The sequence below is a fragment of the Parapedobacter defluvii genome, from assembly GCF_014642075.1.
Classification (GTDB): Bacteria; Bacteroidota; Bacteroidia; order Sphingobacteriales; family Sphingobacteriaceae; genus Parapedobacter; species Parapedobacter defluvii.
The window spans coordinates 83,399-101,854 of sequence record NZ_BMIK01000020.1 but is presented as its reverse complement, the minus strand read 5'-3'; the positions used below and the strand labels follow the sequence as shown (position 1 = coordinate 101,854).

Sequence of the window (18,456 nt, the reverse complement as noted above, 5' to 3'; positions counted from 1 at the left end):
TGCCGAAATCATGTACTTATTGTTGCCGATTTCTCTGTATCCTTATTTTCCATTTTCTCTGCACTTGTATTTACCGATTACATGAGGATATAAACCTCAATTTTATCTGTACCCATAATTCACGAAGAAGCCATTTAGCACAGGTATGGGCGCAGTTGGCAAGTGCATACTTCAATATCCCGAACGTACATTGTTATTCGGGCGGTACAGAAGAAACAGCACTATTCCCGAAAGTGGCGGAAACATTGACCAATCAAGGTTTTCATATTTTCAAGATTGCGGAAACCGATAATCCTGTATATGCGATAAAATACAGCGATAATGCTTTGCCAGTCATTGGGTTTTCAAAAAAATACGATAGTCCTTTCAACCCTGCATCGGCATTTGTCGCCATTATGACCTGTTCGCAGGCGGACGGTGGATGCCCATTCATTGCCGGAGCGGAAAAGAGAATACCCATCACATTTGAAGACCCCAAGATTTCGGACGGCTCACCCGAACAGGCACAGGTATATGCTGAAAGGAGTTTGCAGATAGCGCAGGAAATGTTCTATGTTTTTTCAATGATTAAAAGTTAGCCGATGCAACCAAAACTAAAATTTCTTGACCGTTACCTAACGTTATGGATATTCCTTGCAATGGCGACAGGAATAGTATTAGGGTATTTCTTTCCGAGCATTTCCAATGTTACAAATGCCTTATCCGTAGGCACTACCAATATTCCTTTGGCAATAGGGCTTATATTGATGATGTACCCACCTTTGGCTAAGGTGGATTATTCATTGTTGCCCAAAGCATTTAAAGACACGCAAGTAATCGGCATATCTTTATTACTGAATTGGGTAATCGGTACAGTATTGATGTTTGGTTTAGCCGTTTTGTTTTTACGAAACGAACCCGATTATATGACGGGTTTAATATTAATCGGTTTGGCAAGATGTATCGCTATGGTCATAGTATGGAGCGACTTGGCGAAAGGGAATAGAGAATATACGGCATTATTAGTCGCATTGAACAGTATCTTTCAGATAATAAGTTACAGCTTCTTTGTTTGGCTATTTATTAACGTATTACCCAATAAATTAGGCTTAGCCAATTTCAATGTAAGCGTATCAATGAAAGATGTAACCGAAAGCGTATTGATATACTTAGGTATTCCTTTCTTAGCAGGTTTTATAAGTCGTTACGCACTTGTAAAGTCAAAAGGTATAGAATGGTATAACCGCAAATTCGTTCCCAAAATATCACCCATTACATTATATGCTTTATTGTTCACCATAGTATTGATGTTCAGTCTGAAAGGTGATAAAATATTGGAGTTGCCAATGGATGTAGTAAAAGTAGCTATACCGCTTATCATCTATTTTGTACTGATGTTTTTCGTGAGCTTCTTTATCAGCAAATTCTTAAATGTTCCTTACGACAAAAACGCATCCATCGCATTTACAGCCACAGGAAATAATTTTGAATTGGCAATAGCCGTAGCAATAGCTGTTTTTGGCATTCATTCACCACAGGCTTTTGTGGGCGTAATCGGCCCACTGGTGGAAGTTCCGGTACTGATACTATTGGTACGAGCAAGTTTGTGGTTAAAGGGAAAGTATTACCCATAGAAAAGGTTTTTTTAAGGGATGAAATAAGAGTAGAGATTTGAAAACTAATTTTTTTTACCTTTGCATAATGAAATATTTATCATTCATATTAGCTTTAATGGTGTTGGTGTTATCAACAGCACCTTGCTTTATGGTAGATAAATGCCTTGACCTCGCATACCAAACATCAGATAGTCAAGAACAAGACAACGATGATTGCGGGATGGATTGTTGCTCCCCTTTTTCTAAATGTAATACCTGTACGGGGTTTGTAATAACGTCATTTTATTTTTCAATTGCTAACTCTTTCCAATTACCTGAAAAGAAATTAGGAGTAATAACTACGTCACCTATTTCTGACTTCCCCTATTCTATTTGGCATCCACCACAAATCGCTTAATGTATAGTGCTTCGGCACAAGTTAGTTAGTAACGATGCTTTGCATCGTAATTGTTTATTTCTTCACATTAAGCATCATTTTTACAATGAAAAAAATACTCATTGTGTCATTTTTCATGGCACTAAACCTTTGTGTATATGCACAAAATACATTAACCGCTGTCGTAAAAAGCAGTGGAACGAAAGAACCTTTAATTGGCGTAACGGCATCTATAAAAGGCACTTCAATTGGAGCAACATCTAACGAGAACGGGCAAATTACATTATTCAATATTCCTAATGGATTACAGGAAATACATTTTAGTTATATAGGCTTCAATGAACGTATTGATACATTAGAATTTCCATTAAAGGACACCAGTGTTATTGAAATCCTACTCAAAGAAAGTTCAGAGGAGTTAGACGAAATTGTCATATCCTCTACCAGAAGCACGAGAAGCATACAAAATATTCCTACCCGTATTGAATTTATCGGAGGTGAAGAATTGGACGAAAAAGGAAATATGAAAGCAGGGGATATTCGTATGCTTTTGAGCGAGAGTACAGGTATTCATGTCCAAACTACCTCACCCACAAGTGCCAATGCAAGTATTCGTATTCAAGGACTTGACGGGCGATATACGCAAATTTTAAAAGACGGTTTCCCGATTTATTCCGGTGCTTCAAGTGGGTTAGGTTTGTTGCAAATTCCACCGCTTGACTTAAAGCAGGTTGAAGTTATTAAGGGTTCAACATCTACGCTGTACGGTGGTGGAGCAATAGCAGGCTTGGTAAACTTAATTTCCAAGACACCAACGGAAGAAAGGGATTTGCGTTTTCATTTAAACGGAACATCGGGCAGAGGATTGGACATCAACGGTTTTTACGGACAAAAGTTTAATAAAATCGGAACAACAATATTCGCTTCGCACAACCGAAACGTAGCTTACGACCCTGCACAAATCGGACTTTCTGCCATTCCCCAATTTGAAAGGTATGTATTGAACCCCAAGTTATTTGTTTACTTCAATGATAAAACTAAAATGAACTTTGGCATCAACGCCACCATTGAAAACCGTTTGGGTGGCGACATGCTTTATATAAAGGGCAAAGCGGACAACACACACCAGTTTTTCGAGGAAAACAAAACACAGCGTTATTCCACACAATTTGTTTTTGACCATACAGTAAATGAAAACAGTTTTGTCCAAGTCAAAAACAGCGTAAGTTATTTTAACCGTAATACAGCTATTCCCAATTACGAGTTTGAGGGAACGCAAACAGCCACTTTTACGGAAGCGAGCTATACCCACAGCAAAGAAAAGTCTGAATGGATAACAGGTGTTAATATTTGGACGGATAACTTCAAAGAAAAACAAATTACCTCATTTCCGTTAAGGGATTACAATCAAACGACATTCGGGGCTTTCGTTCAAAATTCTTTTAGGGCTACGGACTGGTTTCAATTGGAAACAGGTTTAAGAACGGATTACGTGGTGGATTACGGGGCTGTTTTTCTACCAAGAGTATCGGCATTGTTCCATATTGCAAACGGATTGACTTCACGCATCGGGGGTGGATTTGGGTATAAAACACCAACCATTTTTACCGAAGAAAGCGAACGCATACAATATCAAAACGTTATGCCTATTGATGATAATACCAATAAATTAGAAAAGAGCTACGGTGCAAATGCAGACATCAATTACCGCACGAATATGGGCGATGACTGGACGTTCAGCATCAACCATTTATTCTTTTACACCTATTTAGACAATCCATTGTTGCTTCAAAATATGGCAACAAATACTTATCAGTTTATCAATTCATCGGGTTACATCCATACCAAGGGAACAGAAACCAATGTGAAAATCGGCTATGATGATTTGAAACTATTTTTGGGCTACACATTTACCGATACCCGATTGCTGGAAAACGGAACAAGTACCGAAAATCCATTGACCCCAAAACACCGTGTTAATTCCGTACTGATGTACGAAATAGAGGATAAATGGAAGATTGGTTTGGAAGCCTATTATTTCAGCCCTCAAAAGTTGAATGACGGTACAACTGGAAAGGACTATTGGATGTGTGGCTTTATGGCTGAAAAGATTTGGGAACGGTTCTCTTTGTATATCAACTTTGAAAACTTCCTTGATACAAGGCAGACACGTTTTGACAACATCTATACAGGCACAATAACCAACCCTGTTTTTAGAGACATCTATGCACCGTTGGACGGATTTGTAATTAATGGTGGAATAAAATTTAAACTTTAAAATATGAACAAAACCATATTCAATATTACCAAAATGGATTGCCCCAGTGAGGAGCAATTAATCCGTATGAAATTGCAGGATTTTGATACGGTAAAGTCATTGGAATTTGATATTCCCAATAGGGAATTGAATGTTTATCATAATGGAAACCCCGAGCCGATTTTATCGGCTTTGGAAACTTTGAACCTAAATACAACGTTGATTTCAACCGAAGAAACTGACGGAGTTATTGAAACGGATACAAGCAATAGACAACGGAGGCTACTTTGGACGGTACTGGTTATCAACTTCGTTTTCTTTGGAGTGGAAATGTTGTTCGGTATTTTTTCCAACTCAATGGGATTGGTAGCGGATAGCTTGGATATGCTTGCCGATAGTATCGTCTACGCTTTGGCTCTGTTTGCTGTAGGGGGTACGGTCGCAAGAAAAAACAACATAGCCAAATTTGCAGGGTACTTCCAAATCTTGTTGGCTGTTATCGGTTTTGTGGAAGTAATAAGACGTTTTTTAGGTTTTGAAAAGATGCCCGATTTTCAAACGATGATTATCGTTTCAGTTTTGGCACTAATGGCAAATGTGCTTTGTCTTTACCTGTTACAAAAGAACAAAAGTAAGGAAGCCCACATGCAGGCAAGTATGATTTTCACATCGAACGATGTCATTATCAATTCGGGCGTTATCGTTGCAGGTCTCTTGGTTCATTGGCTTAATTCAAGCTACCCCGATTTGATTATCGGAGCAATTGTATTTGTAATTGTGGCAAGAGGGGCATATAGGATATTGAAGTTAGTAGAATAAGTCGTTATATTTTCAAGTGATAAGCAAGCTGTTTTAGAAATGCCCTTTTTCCGGCCAATTTTTTATTGTGGTTGGCGAAAAAGGGTATTTTGTAAATCCTGGAAAAGTGGATAGGTGGTTTTGCTCAGATAAGCAAAAAAATCTTAAAAATCACATAAAAAACCAATCTAATTTGTAACTTTGTTGCGTTGAAAAATTATAGAATACATATAGGCATTTTGACATTGTTCTGTTTGGTTTTCTTTATGATGCCAAGTCAGAGCTATGCCTGTTCCAAAAATTCAACAAAGACCGAGCAGTCTTCCTGCTCAAAGGAGAAATCCAAAAAATCAGAACATAAAAAAGGTTGCAAGGGCAAATCCTGTAAAAAATGCAAAAGTGACAAATGCGGGGGCGGCTGTTCACACAGCTCTTGCAGGTGCGGTGCTTCAACCACTTCCCTAAATGTCCCAACCATAATCGAATTAAAGGCAAAAAATCACTTAGCAGCAGTTAAAAAGCAAAAATTCGGTTTCAAAGAAGCCTACTATTCTTCGGGCTTTTTCTCCATTTGGCTACCGCCTAAAATAAGCTAAAACTATGGCCTGATAGCCATAGGTGTGTCCTGTCAGAAGCTGTTCCGGCTTTTGCAAATCCCCTATTTGTATCATTTACTTAAAATTTAAAACAGAAACGGGTTTATCAATCCCCCGTTTCTCAAAATGTAATTATTATGAAATCATTATCAAAAATAGTGATGGTAATCGCCGTGTTACTATCATCAATAAACGGCTTCGCACAAATCAAGAATGCGAAAACAGAAACCGTAAAGATTTACGGCAATTGTGGTATGTGCAAAACCACCATCGAAAAAGCAGGTAACGTAAAAAAGGTAGCCAGCGTGGACTGGAACAAAGATACCAAGATGGCTACGCTCACCTATGACGGCGACAAAACAAATCAGGATGAAATCCTGAAACGTATTGCTTTGGCTGGTTATGACAGTGAGAAGTTCCGTGCGCCGGATGACGTATATGCTAAACTGGCTGGTTGCTGCCAGTATGATAGACCCGTGAAGACGGTTGCCAAAAACAAAGAGGCGGGAATGGACATGAATGCCGGACATGGCAATCACGACCATGGCCAAATGGCAGCATCCGCTAACAAAGATGCAGCCCAAAACCGATCACAGCTAAAAGCTGTATTTGACAACTACTTTTCAGTGAAAGACGCTTTGATAAAAACCGATGCGGCGACCGCATCTGCCAATGCCGCTGAATTGGCCGCATCCCTTAAAGCAGTCGATATGAATAAGCTATCGGCAGAGGAACATACGGCTTGGATGAAAGTAATGCAGGACTTAACGGCCAATGCGGAAAGCATTTCAAAATCAAAAGACGTTGCAAAACAAAGAAGTGCTTTTGCGGCACTTTCGGGAAGCATCTACACACTGGCTAAAGTGTCTAAACAGGACACCCCCGTTTATTACCAGCACTGTCCTATGTACAATGGAGGTAAGGGAGCCAATTGGCTAAGTAAAGAGAATGCGGTTAAAAATCCATATTACGGCTCACAGATGCTCACCTGCGGAAGTACGGTCGAAACCATTAAATAACAGGTCTGAAAGCTATGGTACAGTACAATGACATGGTGCAGGCACTTAAAGACCTAAGACAGCGTGGGTACAGTATGGACTTTAGTCTGTTGCCGGACTGCCTTTACTGTGCGTCAAGGAGCCTGAAACTAAAACCGGAGGATTTTACGGTTACGGAAACTCATAGGTTTGAAAGCCTCGACAGCAGTCCTGATAACAATGCCGTAATTTATGCCATATCGTCTAATGATAGTAAGAATAAAGGCGTACTTGTTGATGCCTATGGTACTTATGCCGAAGAAATGACCCATGAGATGGCAAAAAAATTAAGTGCAACATAACTTTTAAAACCCCTTGTTATGAAAAAATATACCTGTCCTATGCACCCACAGGTGCTAAAAGACGAACCGGGCAAATGCCCGCTCTGTGGCATGGCATTGGTTCCCGTTGGCGGTGCGTCAGTTTCTCATGAACACACATCAGAACATGGGCATTCCGGGCATTCTCAACATGGCCATGCTGACGAAAACTTTAATAAACATGAGGGACATCATACAGGTGATTTCCTCACTCGTTTTTGGATAAGCCTTGTCATTACAATCCCTATACTGCTCCTGTCGCACATGATACAGCAATGGTTAGGTTTCTCGCTTGCTTTCAATGGCGATAAATATGTGTTGCTGGCATTGGGTACGGTGATTTATTGCTATGGAGGCTTACCATTCCTAAAGGGAATGATTGGCGAGGTGAAAGCCAAAGCCATAGGGATGATGACACTTGTTGCTATCGCCATATCCGTAGCCTATGTCTATTCCGTAGCCGTTGTATTTGGCTTGCAGGGTATGGATTTCTTTTGGGAACTGGCAACCCTAATTGACATCATGCTGTTAGGGCATTGGCTGGAAATGCGTTCCCAAATGGCTGCTTCACGGGCATTACAGTCATTGGTAGCGTTACTGCCCAACGATGTTACCGTGGAACGAGGCGGAGAAGCTGTAAAGATAAAGCTCGAAGACCTGCAAAGCGGTGAAACGGCTATCATAAAACCGGGTGAAAAAATTCCAGCCGACGGATTGGTTCTGGATGGGCTTTCATATATCAACGAGAGTATGCTTACCGGAGAAAGTGTTCCCGTAAAAAAGGAAAAGGACGGAAAGGTCATCGCAGGCTCTATCAATGGCGATGGTGCGCTGAAAGTTAAGGTAACAGCCGTTGGAAAAGACAGCTACCTGAACAGGGTTATCAATCTTGTGCAGGAGGCACAAGCTACTAAGTCCAATACGCAAAACCTTGCGGACAAAGTTGCCAAATGGCTCACCTTTATTGCCATTGCCGTGGGCATAGGCACATTTGCCTATTGGTATGCAAGCAGTGGAGATATTGCCTTTGCGCTTGAAAGAATGGTGACGGTAATGGTAACGGCCTGCCCGCACGCATTGGGCGTGGCTATCCCGTTGGTGGTCGCCATTTCCACAACGCTATCGGCGACCAATGGTCTGCTCATCCGCAACCGCACAGCATTTGAAACCACCCGTAAGCTATCTACCATCATTTTTGACAAAACCGGAACGCTCACCAAAGGTTCCCATGCCGTGGAAAAGGTTATTCCCTTTACGGACGAATACAATGCCGATGCAGTTATCCAGTATGCTGCCGCAGTACAGCAAAATTCGGAACACCATATCGCGAAAGGCATTATGGCTACATTGAAAGAAAAGAGGCTTGCGTTATGGAAGTCTGAAAACTTTAGCTATATGCAGGGTATAGGTGTAAAAGGTGTTGTAAACGGAAAGAGTGTTGTAGCTGGTGGCCCGAATTACTTCACCGAAAACCACCTTTCTTTGCCGGAAATTCCAGCCGAAATTAATCAGGAAGCCGAAACAGTAAACTTTGTTCTCATTGATGACCGGGTAATCGGCCTCATTACTTTGGCAGACAGCATCCGTGAGGGGTCGGCACAGGCGATTGAGGAACTCAAAAAAATGGGCATCAAGTCCTTTCTGCTCACGGGGGATAACGACAGGATTGCTGCTGCCGTAGCCGGAAAATTGGGTATGGACGGGTATTTGGCCAATGTGCTTCCGCATAACAAGCAGGAGAAAGTAAAGGAGTTTCAGGCAAAAGGCGAAATCGTAGCAATGACTGGTGATGGTGTAAATGATGCACCTGCACTGACACAGGCAGATGTTGGAATTGCCGTGGGTTCCGGTACGGACGTGGCTGCCGAAACAGCGGATATCATATTGGTAGACAGCGACCCGAGGGATGTGGTCAAACTGATTGACTTCGGCAAACTTACCTACAAAAAGATGGTACAGAACCTGATATGGGCGGTTGGCTACAACGTGGTGGCAATACCGCTTGCGGCAGGCGTACTCTATCCGAATTTTGTTTTAAGTCCCGCTATGGGTGCTGTGCTGATGAGTGTAAGCACCATTGTAGTGGCTATTAACGCAAGTTTTTTAAAAATCAAAAAATAAATAAAAATGAAAAATCTAACATTATCAATCATTGCTGTTATCATGGCATTTGTAACAGTATCATGCAATCAGGCATCCAACAAAAACGAGCAGTCTTCAAGTGATACTGCTGTTGTATCACAAGAACAGTCAGCTTCCCAACCAAAAGAGGATGATACGGTAGCTGCGCACGTTGTGAGTGAAACTCCGAGCGGTCAGGAAGCAAAAGCAACAGGAAAAGAAGAAGCAAAAAACTTTTCTATTGCGCCCATAGTTACCGATTATCTGTCCTTAAAGAACGCCCTTGTTTCGGACGATGACAAAGCTGCCGCCAGTTCAGGGAAAAAGCTGTTAGCTACCCTGAATAAAGTGGACATGAAAGCCGTTCCTGCTGATAAGCACAAAAAGTACATGGACATAGCGGACGATGCTAAAGAACACGCAGAACATATCGGGGAAAATGTCGGCAACATTCACCACCAGCGGGAACATTTGGCCTCGCTTGGCGAAGATTTGAAAGACCTGATTGATTTGTTCGGTACATCGCAAACATTGTATCAGGACCATTGCCCGATGTTCAATGACGGTAAGGGTGCTGTTTGGTTCAGCGAAAACAAGGAAATCAAAAACCCTTACTACGGTTCTAAAATGCTGACCTGCGGTAAGGTGGAAAAAACAATTAACAGCAAATAAATTTCGGGTTATGGAAAATATGCAAAACAGTCACCATGCGGGTCATTCCTCGGAGCATGGCACGCACAATACAAAACATGCTTCGGCCATGTACAAACGCTTTGCGGTGATGGCTGTCGCAATGTTCGCAGTGATGTATTTTATCATGTACGCCATGATTGACGGGTGGCAGAACCTGATACCCAATATCAACAATTTGTACATGACCCTGCTGATGACCTCGGCAATGCTGCTTATCGAATTAGCGATAATGAAAGTAATGTACCCCAACAGGAAGATGAATTGGGCGATAGCCATCATCTCGGTTGCTGTTGGCATCTTTTCATGGTTTGGTATCAGGGAACAAATCAATGTCGGGGACAAGCAGTTTGCAAAGGGTATGATACCCCATCACGCAGCAGCCATATTGATGTCCGAAAAGGCACACCTGACCGACCCGGAACTGATAGAGCTGCAAAAAAATATACTTAAAACCCAAGCGGAAGAAATTGAACTAATGAAGCGCAAGCTAAAAGAGTTTGAAGAAAGTAAATAATAAAATTTAAAAAAACAAGTTTGGACATGAACAAAATAATAATTGGCTTTATTTCCTTATTAACCCTGCTATTCACCGCTTGCGGTCAGGCGGGGTCAAATAAGGATGAAGCGGAACAGCAGCATTCGCAGGCAACTCCGGAAAGCAACGGACATACTACCCAAACAGGTGAATTGGTTCCATCGGATGAAGTCTGCATGGTCAACGATGCCTATATCGGCAAAAAGCAGTTTGAAGTAAAATTTGATGGTAAAACCTATTACGGATGTTGCGAAATGTGTAAGGAACGTATTCCAAAAGATGTGACCGTGCGGATGGCGATAGACCCCTATTCCCATAAGCAGGTAGACAAAGCTAATGCGGTGATTGCTGTGACAGGAAATAACGGTGAAGTTTCTTATTTTGAAAACAAGGAGAATTATGCCAAGTATGTGAAAAAACAGTAGACACAAAAAGATGAAGCCACAATAAAATAATTATGACCATAAAGAAGAAAATCATATTGGGGCTGGCTGTCGTCCTGATTGCCATACAGTTCTTTCAGCCCTTACGGAACCAGGCGGTTGAAGTGCCAGCCACCCATATCGAAAGGGTGTACGCCGTACCCCAAAATGTAAAGACTATCCTTGTTCAGTCCTGTTATGACTGCCATAGCAACAATACCCATTATCCGTGGTACAGCCGTATCCAGCCCGGCGCATGGTACATGGCAGAGCATATAAAAAAGGGGAAAGAGGAACTCAACTTTAGCGAATTTGGCGACTATTCTGTCCGCAGGCAGCGAAACAAGTTCAGGGCTATGGCCGGGCAGGTTAAGGACGGGGAAATGCCGTTGTCATCATACACACTAATTCATCGCAATGCAGTATTGTCACCGGAGGATAAGCAGGTTTTGATAGCGTGGTTTAGCACAATGGAAGACAGCATTAAATAAAATTTTTCAAATCATGAACAGATATAATAAAATACCTATAAGAATTTTGCAAACAGTGCTGATACTGCTTTGCACGCAAACGCTGTTTGCACAGAGAGTGGTGCATTACGAGCTGTATGTAAAAGATACGCTTGTCAACTATGCAGGTAAGCAAAAAAGGGCAATTGCCGTAAACGGGCAAATCCCCATGCCCACCCTTACCTTTACCGAGGGCGACACTGCCGAAATAGTGGTGCACAACCAATTGAAAGAAAGCACATCACTTCACTGGCATGGCGTGTTCCTGCCCAATAAAGAAGACGGTGTGCCCTGGCTTACACAAAAACCCATCGCACCGGGCACAACCTACACCTACCGTTTTCCGATTATCCAGCATGGTACGCACTGGTACCATTCCCACTCAGGATTGCAGGAGCAGATTGGCATGTACGGAAGTTTTATCATGAAGAAAAGAAGCGATGATAAGACATTCAGAAAAGGAATTGACGATTTGCCGACCGTTCCAATTATATTAAGTGAGTGGACAAATCTTAACCCCGATAATATCAACCGTATGCTACACAATGCAAATGATTGGGCGGCCATTAAGAAAGGCGCAACACAATCATATGTTGAAGCTATTAAGGAGGGAAAATTAGGGGTAAAGGTAAAAAACGAGTGGAAGCGGATGCTGGCGATGGATGTCAGTGACGTTTACTATGATAAAATCCTAATAAATGGTAGCCATAGCACCGATTTGAAAACAATTGATGGTAAAAAGCTAAAAGCAGGCGACAAAGTCAGATTGCGTGTTTCCAATGGAGGGGCGTCTTCCTATTTCTGGCTACGGTATGCTGGAGGAAAAATTACAGTAGTAGCGAATGATGGGAATGATGTAGAGCCTGTAGAGGTGGACAGGTTAATCATTGCCGTTTCTGAAACTTACGATATTGTAGTGACTATCCCTCAAGATGGTTTGGCTTACGAGTTCTTAGCAACAACCGAAGACAGGACACAATCTGCGAGTTACTTTATAGGTGATGGGGTCAAACAGCTTATTTCTCCACTCCCACGATTGAAGTATTTCGAGGGGATGAAGATGATGAACGATATGATGAAAATGAATGGCGATTTGGACGATATGGGCATGAAGATGAGCCTTAACCAAATGGACATGAATGTAGTGATGTATCCCGAAATTACCGGAGATGCAACAAAAAAAGCAGACCACAGTAAGCATGAGGGTATGGATATGGATAACGACGCTAACCGTTACAACGCTAATGCCTTGGGAGACATCAAAACATTAAATTATGCTATGTTGCAATCACCTTATAACACCTCTCTTCCAAATGATGCGCCTGTAAAAGAGTTGAAATTCACACTTACTGGCAACATGAACCGCTATGTATGGAGCATGGATAATAAAATACTTTCGGAAACTGACAAAATACCTGTAAAAAAAGGAGAAATTCTACGGATTACCATTTATAATAATTCAATGATGCGGCATCCAATGCATCTTCACGGATTTGATTTCAGGGTGATAAACGGAAAAGGCGAAAAATCGCCGCTTAAAAATGTGTTGGATATCATGCCTATGGAAACAGATACCATTGAGTTTTTAGCAAATGAGGAAGGTGATTGGTTCTTTCATTGCCATATATTATATCACATGATGGCGGGAATGAACAGGGTCTTTGAAGTTGGAGACTACAATAACCCCTATCTACCCGACAAGGCAAAAGCCTATAAAGAATTGCAAAGAGAAAGTAATATGCCTCATTTTATGGCACAAAACGATTTTGCAACCAATGGTAATGATGGAGAAGCTATGCTAATGAATGCACGCTACCAATTAGGAACAGAATGGCGTTTAGGCTATAATAGTATGCACGGTTATGAAGTAGAAACCCATTTAGGTAGATACATTGGAAAGATGCAATGGTTCATGCCCTTTGTAGGTTTTGATTACCGCTACCGTAAAATGGGAGAAGATGAACACGAAAAGAACATATTTGGACAAACCAACAAGAAAGATACCCGCAGGGCGTTCAGTTTAGGGTTTATGTATACGTTACCTATGCTCGTCAATTTTCAGGCAGAAGTATATCATGATGGAATTGTGAGATTGCAGTTAATGCGTGAAGATATACCAATTTCAAAAAGACTAAGAGGTGGTTTTATGGTGAATACCGACTTAGAGTATATGGGAGAACTTAGGTATATCATTAATAAGAATATAGGTATACGTACCCACTATGATAGCGATATGGGCTTTGGTGTGGGGCTGGCATTGACTTATTAAAATTAAATAACTAAGGGTTGTAAACTGCATAACCGTAAAAAAATATCGGTAAAAAAAAGGAGGTGATGCAGGTGTAATTCGCAAAGACTAACCTGCATCATACTACAACCCTTTAAAGTATGCAACAAAAATCTATCTATCGTTCCATCATCAATACGGTAGAGGTTGAATTTTTTTAAGCAGTAATTGCATCATAAGCTAATACGAACAGTGTTAGCTTTTCTGTATTAACCAATAACATCTATTTCAAAATAAACAGATGAATAAATTCTATAATGAAACCCTACATAAACTGGAAACAGCCATCAACGAATTGGAGATTGAAACCGATTGTTCCATACAACGGATAGAAGCCGTTATACACCTTATCCTTGAATGCCTGTCCAAACTGAAAGAGTATGTTCTGAAAAGAGGGTTTAGGAACACGGATGAGGAAATCCGTTTTTTCAAGTATCAGAAACCTGCCTTTGTAGCAAAACTCATTTACTACAATGCCATCTACAAAATCGAAACAAAAAAGCCCTATGGAGCAAAGCCCATAAGGAAATACCTCAACAAAGAACTGAAAAAACTTAAGAGGTTCTTTAACAACAACCTCGATTTCTATAAGTATTACCGTAGCAACAATTCGTTACTTGACGATAGAATGTTTTTAAGGGGGAAGCATGATATAAAGCTGTGGTTGGACACTTATTATTTTCAATCTGACCAGTCCTTTTCCACTTCACATGATTATAAGGTCGCCAAGATAATAGCCAATGATTTGATACAGGTTTACATCGAAGACCAGTTGTATAACAAATTCCAAAAAGATAAATCGAAAATCCAAAAGAAGCTGAAATGGACAGGAAGTAAAGTGGCATTGATAGAACTGATTTATGCCCTGCACTATCAAAATGTATTTGACAACGGGAACAACGATATAAGGGAAGTAGCCCTATATTTTGAAAGCACATTTGATGTTGATTTGGGCAATTTTTATCAGGCTTATTTGGAGTTGAGAAACCGGAAGATGAACCGTACAAAATTCCTTGATGCGCTTCGGGAAGAACTTATGCGTAGAATGGACGAGCAGGACGAAAAGTAGGATTTGGGCGTGCCACCGTCTGCATTTTAGCCTCATGCCCAGGCTAACGAAAAAATGCAGACGGGTCGGGCTATCCGCTATATCTTTTGCGGATCTTGCAGGACCGCAAAAGGATGTCGCTTCTATCCCTCACGCTGTATGCCGTTCAGAAAACAAAGCATTTATTTTATTTCCTGTTTGGTTTCCTGTTTTCAAACTCAAAGGAAGTTTCGGCTTTATCGTTCATGACGATATAGGCATTGAACTTATTGCCCGAATTGCTTTTCATGCCTTTGATAAGGTTGGTCTTTCCTTTGGTCACGAGGTTTTCTATATCGGCAACGCTCAACGGCACTCCGCACACGGTACGGAATTGAAGCCAGTTGCAAGCCTCATCGGGGCATTTTACAACCTTGTTCCAAACCAATAGCTGACGGCTCTTGCATTTGGGGCAGGTCAGTTCGGGTTGCTTTTCATTGACAATGCCCGTGTCCAAAAGCTCCCGTGTAATGGAAGTGGCATAGGCTTCCATTTCACGCTGAAAAGCACCAGCATCCGCCTCGTTGTTTTCAATTTTCTGCAATGCCATTTCCCATTCGGCGGTCATGGCTACATCGGCAATCTTTTTGTCCTTTACAGCCCCGTAAACCTGCAATCCCTTATGGGTAGGGATAAGGGATTTCTTTTCACGCTGAATGTAATCCCTCTTAAAAAGCGTTTCTATAATAGAGGCTCTTGTGGCAGGTGTACCGATACCGATGTCTTTTAGGGCTTTCCGTTCGTCCTCGTTGTCAATTTCCTTTCCGGCATTTTCCATTGCGGACAACAGACCTGCCTCGGTGTAAAGCACGGGCGGTTTGGTCTTCTTTTCCAGTACGGATGCCTCTTTGATTTTCAGCTCATCGCCGACCTTTAATTCCGGCAGTTCCTGCAAAGGCTCGCTGTCCTCATCGGTAAATTTTTCTTTGATGCCACGCCAGCCGGCTTCGAGGATTTTACACCCTTTCAATGTGAAGTCATAGTGCAGAGCCTGCAATTCGATGTCGGTTATTTCTTTGGTACAGGCAGGCGAAAGGGCTTCCAACAGGCGGTACGCAATCATATCATAGATAACGTTTTCGTGTGCCGTTAATTCGGACGGGATTTTTTCGGTAATCAGCAGACCGTGGTGGTCTGTGACCTTTACATCATTCACGATGCGTTTGTTGAAACGCCCCCATTTCACTTTTCCGACCGCTTTTTTGCAGGAAGCCCGTGCTTCCAAATTCCTTACCAGTGCAGGGATTTCCGACCACATATCTTCGGGGATGTACTTGCTCCCTGTACGGGGGTAGGTGATAAATTTCTTTTCATATAGGCTTTGGGCAATGTTCAATGTTTCCTCGGCAGTATAGGATGCTCTTTTATTGGCTTCTTTCTGTAATCCCGTAAGGTCGAACAGCAAAGGCGGTTGCTCCGTAGCTGTTTTGGTTTCCACTGCCGTAACGGTTGCTGTTCCGTTACGCTGAATAGATTTCAGCGTATCGTCAGCGAGTTTCCTGTCATCCCATTTGGTCTTTGAAAGGCTCTTAAAGTCTGTAAATTCCTTGCGGTGTTCCAACTGGATTTGAAAGTATTTCTTGACGGCAAAGTCTTTGTTTTCCAAATACCGCTTGCAGATGAGGGCAAGCGTTGGCGTTTGTACTCTACCAAGCGAGTAAACGCCACGCCCTGCCGAAATACTCAATGCCTGCGAGGCATTGATGCCCACAAGCCAGTCGGCTTTGCTCCGCCCTTGTCCGGCACGGTATAGCCCGTCAAATTCGCTTCCGGCTTTTAAGTTGTCAAAGCCCTGTTTAATCGCCTTTTCCGTGAGTGAGCTTATCCATAGACGTTCAAAGGGCTTACGGCATTTTAGATATTCATAGATGTACCTAAAGATGATTTCGCCCTCACGTCCGGCATCGGTGGCCACGATGATACTATCGCATCTACCGATGACCTGTTCGATAATCTTTAACTGTTTTAATGCCCCGTTATCGGGAACATAACTTTTGTCCTTTTTTATCTTGCGTACCGTAAGTATAAAAGGGTCGGGCAATATGGGCAGGGCTTCCCTTTGGAAGCCCGATACCCCGTAATCTTCGGGCATCGCCAGTCCGACCAAATGCCCCAATGCCCACGTAACTTCGTAGCCGTTCCCCGTGAGGTAGCCATCCCGTTTTTCGGTCGCTCCCAATAGGGTAGCTATTTCCCTCGCCACACTTGGCTTTTCTGCAATGATTGCTTTCATGATACTATCTCTTTTAATGGATTAAATGGTGAACATTTCTCTTTGAGAAACCCCTTCGTATTCTGTGAAAGGGGATTTCCAAAGAAAAATGTTTTTTGATGGTATTATCTTCTTACCCCTCTTGATTTAGCCGGACGGTTGGGGTCATTCTGCCGTTGCTGTTGCGTTTTGTTTTTCGGCGTTTGTTGTTCCGGTTTCAGCGGTTCGTTGACGTGCTTGGTTGCTTCGTTGGTTTTCCCGTTGGAGTTTACAGCAACCTGTGTTTTGTGCGTTTCGGCAGGCTGTACCTTATTTTTCAACGCATTGGGGTTCTTAAAGCTGAAATCATAGCTTCCCGTTTCTTTGTTCAAAGTAACATACCCCTTATACGGCTGTCCTTGCCCATCTTTGAAATCCGAAATGTAGAGTGTCTTGCCCTCGTTGAGTTGCTTGTACTGTTCATCGGAGAACACTTTGTTGCGGAACATTTTCGGGTCGTTTTCCTGTACCTGTCTGGGTGCTTTATCGCCAAAAAGAAACTCCGTATATTTTTTGTCGGCATTGAACTGCACATGGGCATTTTTGTTCGTACTGTTCTTAAAATCCAACCCCTCTAAATAAATGGCTTTCCCATCTTTCAAATCCTGTTTTTGGTCTTCGGTCAGCTTTACGCCCTTAATCTCATCGGGTACTTTTATCCTGTCCTGCCGGAATGCGATAACCTCGTTCGTGAGGTGGTCGATACTGATAACGGAGGGTATCTTTTCGCCTGTTTTACGGTTGGTCAATTCCACCACACGCCCCATGTTTCCGGTTTTGAGCAGATTTTCCCTGTCTTCTTTGGTAAACTCGTGACCAAAGAAAGGGGCTTCGAGGTTGGGTTCGTGGCGTACACCGTACATCATAAATACCGCCTTACCATTTGCACCATTTTGAAGACCGAGCCTTGCATCTGAACGCAGAATTACCGTGTCTAAATTGACACTTACAGGCATTACGAAATTAGTTTTATAGCCCTTTAGCAAAGTGTCCATTGCCCCCATTTTTTCGAGCGTTTCCCTTTTCACACCAAGTTGCTCTAAAGTTTTCCAGTCAACGTCTTCTGCCTTAAAGCGGTATTCGCTTTTCTCCTGCGCTTGCTGTGTTTCCTGTGGTGCTTCCACATCCTTTTTGGTTTCCTGTTGTTGCTCCTTTGGCTCTTTGACCTCATGCTTTGCCATGACAGCCTCGCCCTCTTTGGCGGGGGCATTGACCTGTTTCTGCATTTCTTTGGCGGTTTCGACCGCTTCCTTTGCAGGTACTTTGAAGAATGAGAAATGGGTCGGGTCTTTAAGCTGTCGCCAAAAGTTGGAGAAGAAATTTGTAAACAAATCTCCGGCTCTGTCCACTCGCATAAATTGGCTTTGGTTTTTCTTGGTGGCATCAACGGTTTTCAGATTGCCGTTTTCGTCAACACCCGTAACGGCTTGGATTTTCTTTTTTTCCTTGTCCATCACCAACAGCACATCCGAAAGCTGTTCGGGATATTGCTGTGGATTTTCATTTGTCTGTTCGCTCATGATATTGATTTTTTAAAGTTTACATTGTCCGAAAGTAGGCGAAGCAGGTACG

General features: G+C 42.2%; 15 protein-coding genes. 13 read left to right on the top strand and 2 right to left on the bottom strand.

Annotated elements, in window-relative coordinates:
* The 13 genes from IEX60_RS20605 to IEX60_RS20545 form a co-directional block, all read left to right on the top strand.
* Window positions 1-578, top strand: a 578-nt coding sequence (locus tag IEX60_RS20605; RefSeq protein ID WP_229717679.1) for an arsenate-mycothiol transferase ArsC, incomplete at its 5' end; no start/stop codon positions are given.
* A 3-nt stretch (window positions 579-581) separates the two neighbouring features.
* A complete protein-coding gene (gene arsB, locus IEX60_RS20600) occupies window positions 582-1,613 on the top strand; it encodes an ACR3 family arsenite efflux transporter (protein ID WP_188753288.1) in 1,032 nt (343 codons plus the stop codon).
* Window positions 1,614-2,077: 464 nt separating this feature from the next.
* A complete protein-coding gene (locus IEX60_RS20595) occupies window positions 2,078-4,249 on the top strand; it encodes a TonB-dependent receptor (RefSeq protein WP_188753287.1) in 2,172 nt (723 codons plus the stop codon).
* A 99-nt stretch (window positions 4,250-4,348) separates the two neighbouring features.
* Entirely contained in the window at window positions 4,349-5,047 is a 699-nt protein-coding gene (locus IEX60_RS20590; RefSeq protein WP_444543946.1) for a cation efflux transmembrane domain-containing protein, read from the top strand.
* Between the two features lie 712 nt (window positions 5,048-5,759).
* Window positions 5,760-6,641: a DUF3347 domain-containing protein gene (locus IEX60_RS20585; RefSeq protein ID WP_188753285.1), complete on the top strand. Its 882-nt coding sequence runs from the start codon at window positions 5,760-5,762 to the stop codon at window positions 6,639-6,641.
* Window positions 6,642-6,655: 14 nt separating this feature from the next.
* Window positions 6,656-6,961, top strand: a complete 306-nt coding sequence (locus IEX60_RS20580; protein ID WP_028069437.1) for a hypothetical protein — start codon at window positions 6,656-6,658, stop codon at window positions 6,959-6,961.
* An 18-nt stretch (window positions 6,962-6,979) separates the two neighbouring features.
* Window positions 6,980-9,100 carry a heavy metal translocating P-type ATPase gene (locus IEX60_RS20575; protein WP_159638875.1) on the top strand — a complete coding sequence of 707 codons (2,121 nt, stop codon included), beginning with the start codon at window positions 6,980-6,982 and terminating at the stop codon, window positions 9,098-9,100.
* A 6-nt stretch (window positions 9,101-9,106) separates the two neighbouring features.
* The gene (locus IEX60_RS20570) at window positions 9,107-9,772 is read left to right on the top strand and encodes a DUF3347 domain-containing protein (RefSeq protein ID WP_159638873.1); all 666 of its coding nucleotides are present in this window, start codon (window positions 9,107-9,109) and stop codon (window positions 9,770-9,772) included.
* 10 nt (window positions 9,773-9,782) lie between these two features.
* Window positions 9,783-10,307: a DUF305 domain-containing protein gene (locus IEX60_RS20565; protein WP_002993268.1), complete on the top strand. Its 525-nt coding sequence runs from the start codon at window positions 9,783-9,785 to the stop codon at window positions 10,305-10,307.
* 26 nt (window positions 10,308-10,333) lie between these two features.
* Entirely contained in the window at window positions 10,334-10,753 is a 420-nt protein-coding gene (locus tag IEX60_RS20560) for a hypothetical protein (protein WP_188753284.1), read from the top strand.
* A 32-nt stretch (window positions 10,754-10,785) separates the two neighbouring features.
* The gene (locus tag IEX60_RS20555; protein WP_028069433.1) at window positions 10,786-11,241 is read left to right on the top strand and encodes a heme-binding domain-containing protein; all 456 of its coding nucleotides are present in this window, start codon (window positions 10,786-10,788) and stop codon (window positions 11,239-11,241) included.
* A gap of 13 nt (window positions 11,242-11,254) precedes the next feature.
* A complete protein-coding gene (locus tag IEX60_RS20550; RefSeq protein WP_028069432.1) occupies window positions 11,255-13,528 on the top strand; it encodes a multicopper oxidase family protein in 2,274 nt (757 codons plus the stop codon).
* A gap of 259 nt (window positions 13,529-13,787) precedes the next feature.
* Window positions 13,788-14,615, top strand: a complete 828-nt coding sequence (locus IEX60_RS20545; protein WP_188753283.1) for an RteC domain-containing protein — start codon at window positions 13,788-13,790, stop codon at window positions 14,613-14,615.
* Window positions 14,616-14,781: 166 nt separating this feature from the next.
* Here the strand turns inward: IEX60_RS20545 and IEX60_RS20540 are convergent, their stop codons facing one another.
* Together IEX60_RS20540 and IEX60_RS20535 are read right to left on the bottom strand one after the other, a co-directional pair.
* On the bottom strand, window positions 14,782-16,866 hold the full coding sequence (locus IEX60_RS20540; protein ID WP_188753282.1) for a type IA DNA topoisomerase: 2,085 nt from the start codon (window positions 16,864-16,866) through the stop codon (window positions 14,782-14,784).
* A 104-nt stretch (window positions 16,867-16,970) separates the two neighbouring features.
* Window positions 16,971-18,404 (bottom strand): DUF3945 domain-containing protein, encoded by a 1,434-nt coding sequence (locus IEX60_RS20535; RefSeq protein WP_188753281.1) that lies wholly within the window; start codon window positions 18,402-18,404, stop codon window positions 16,971-16,973.
* Between the last annotated feature and the right edge of the window lie 52 nt (window positions 18,405-18,456).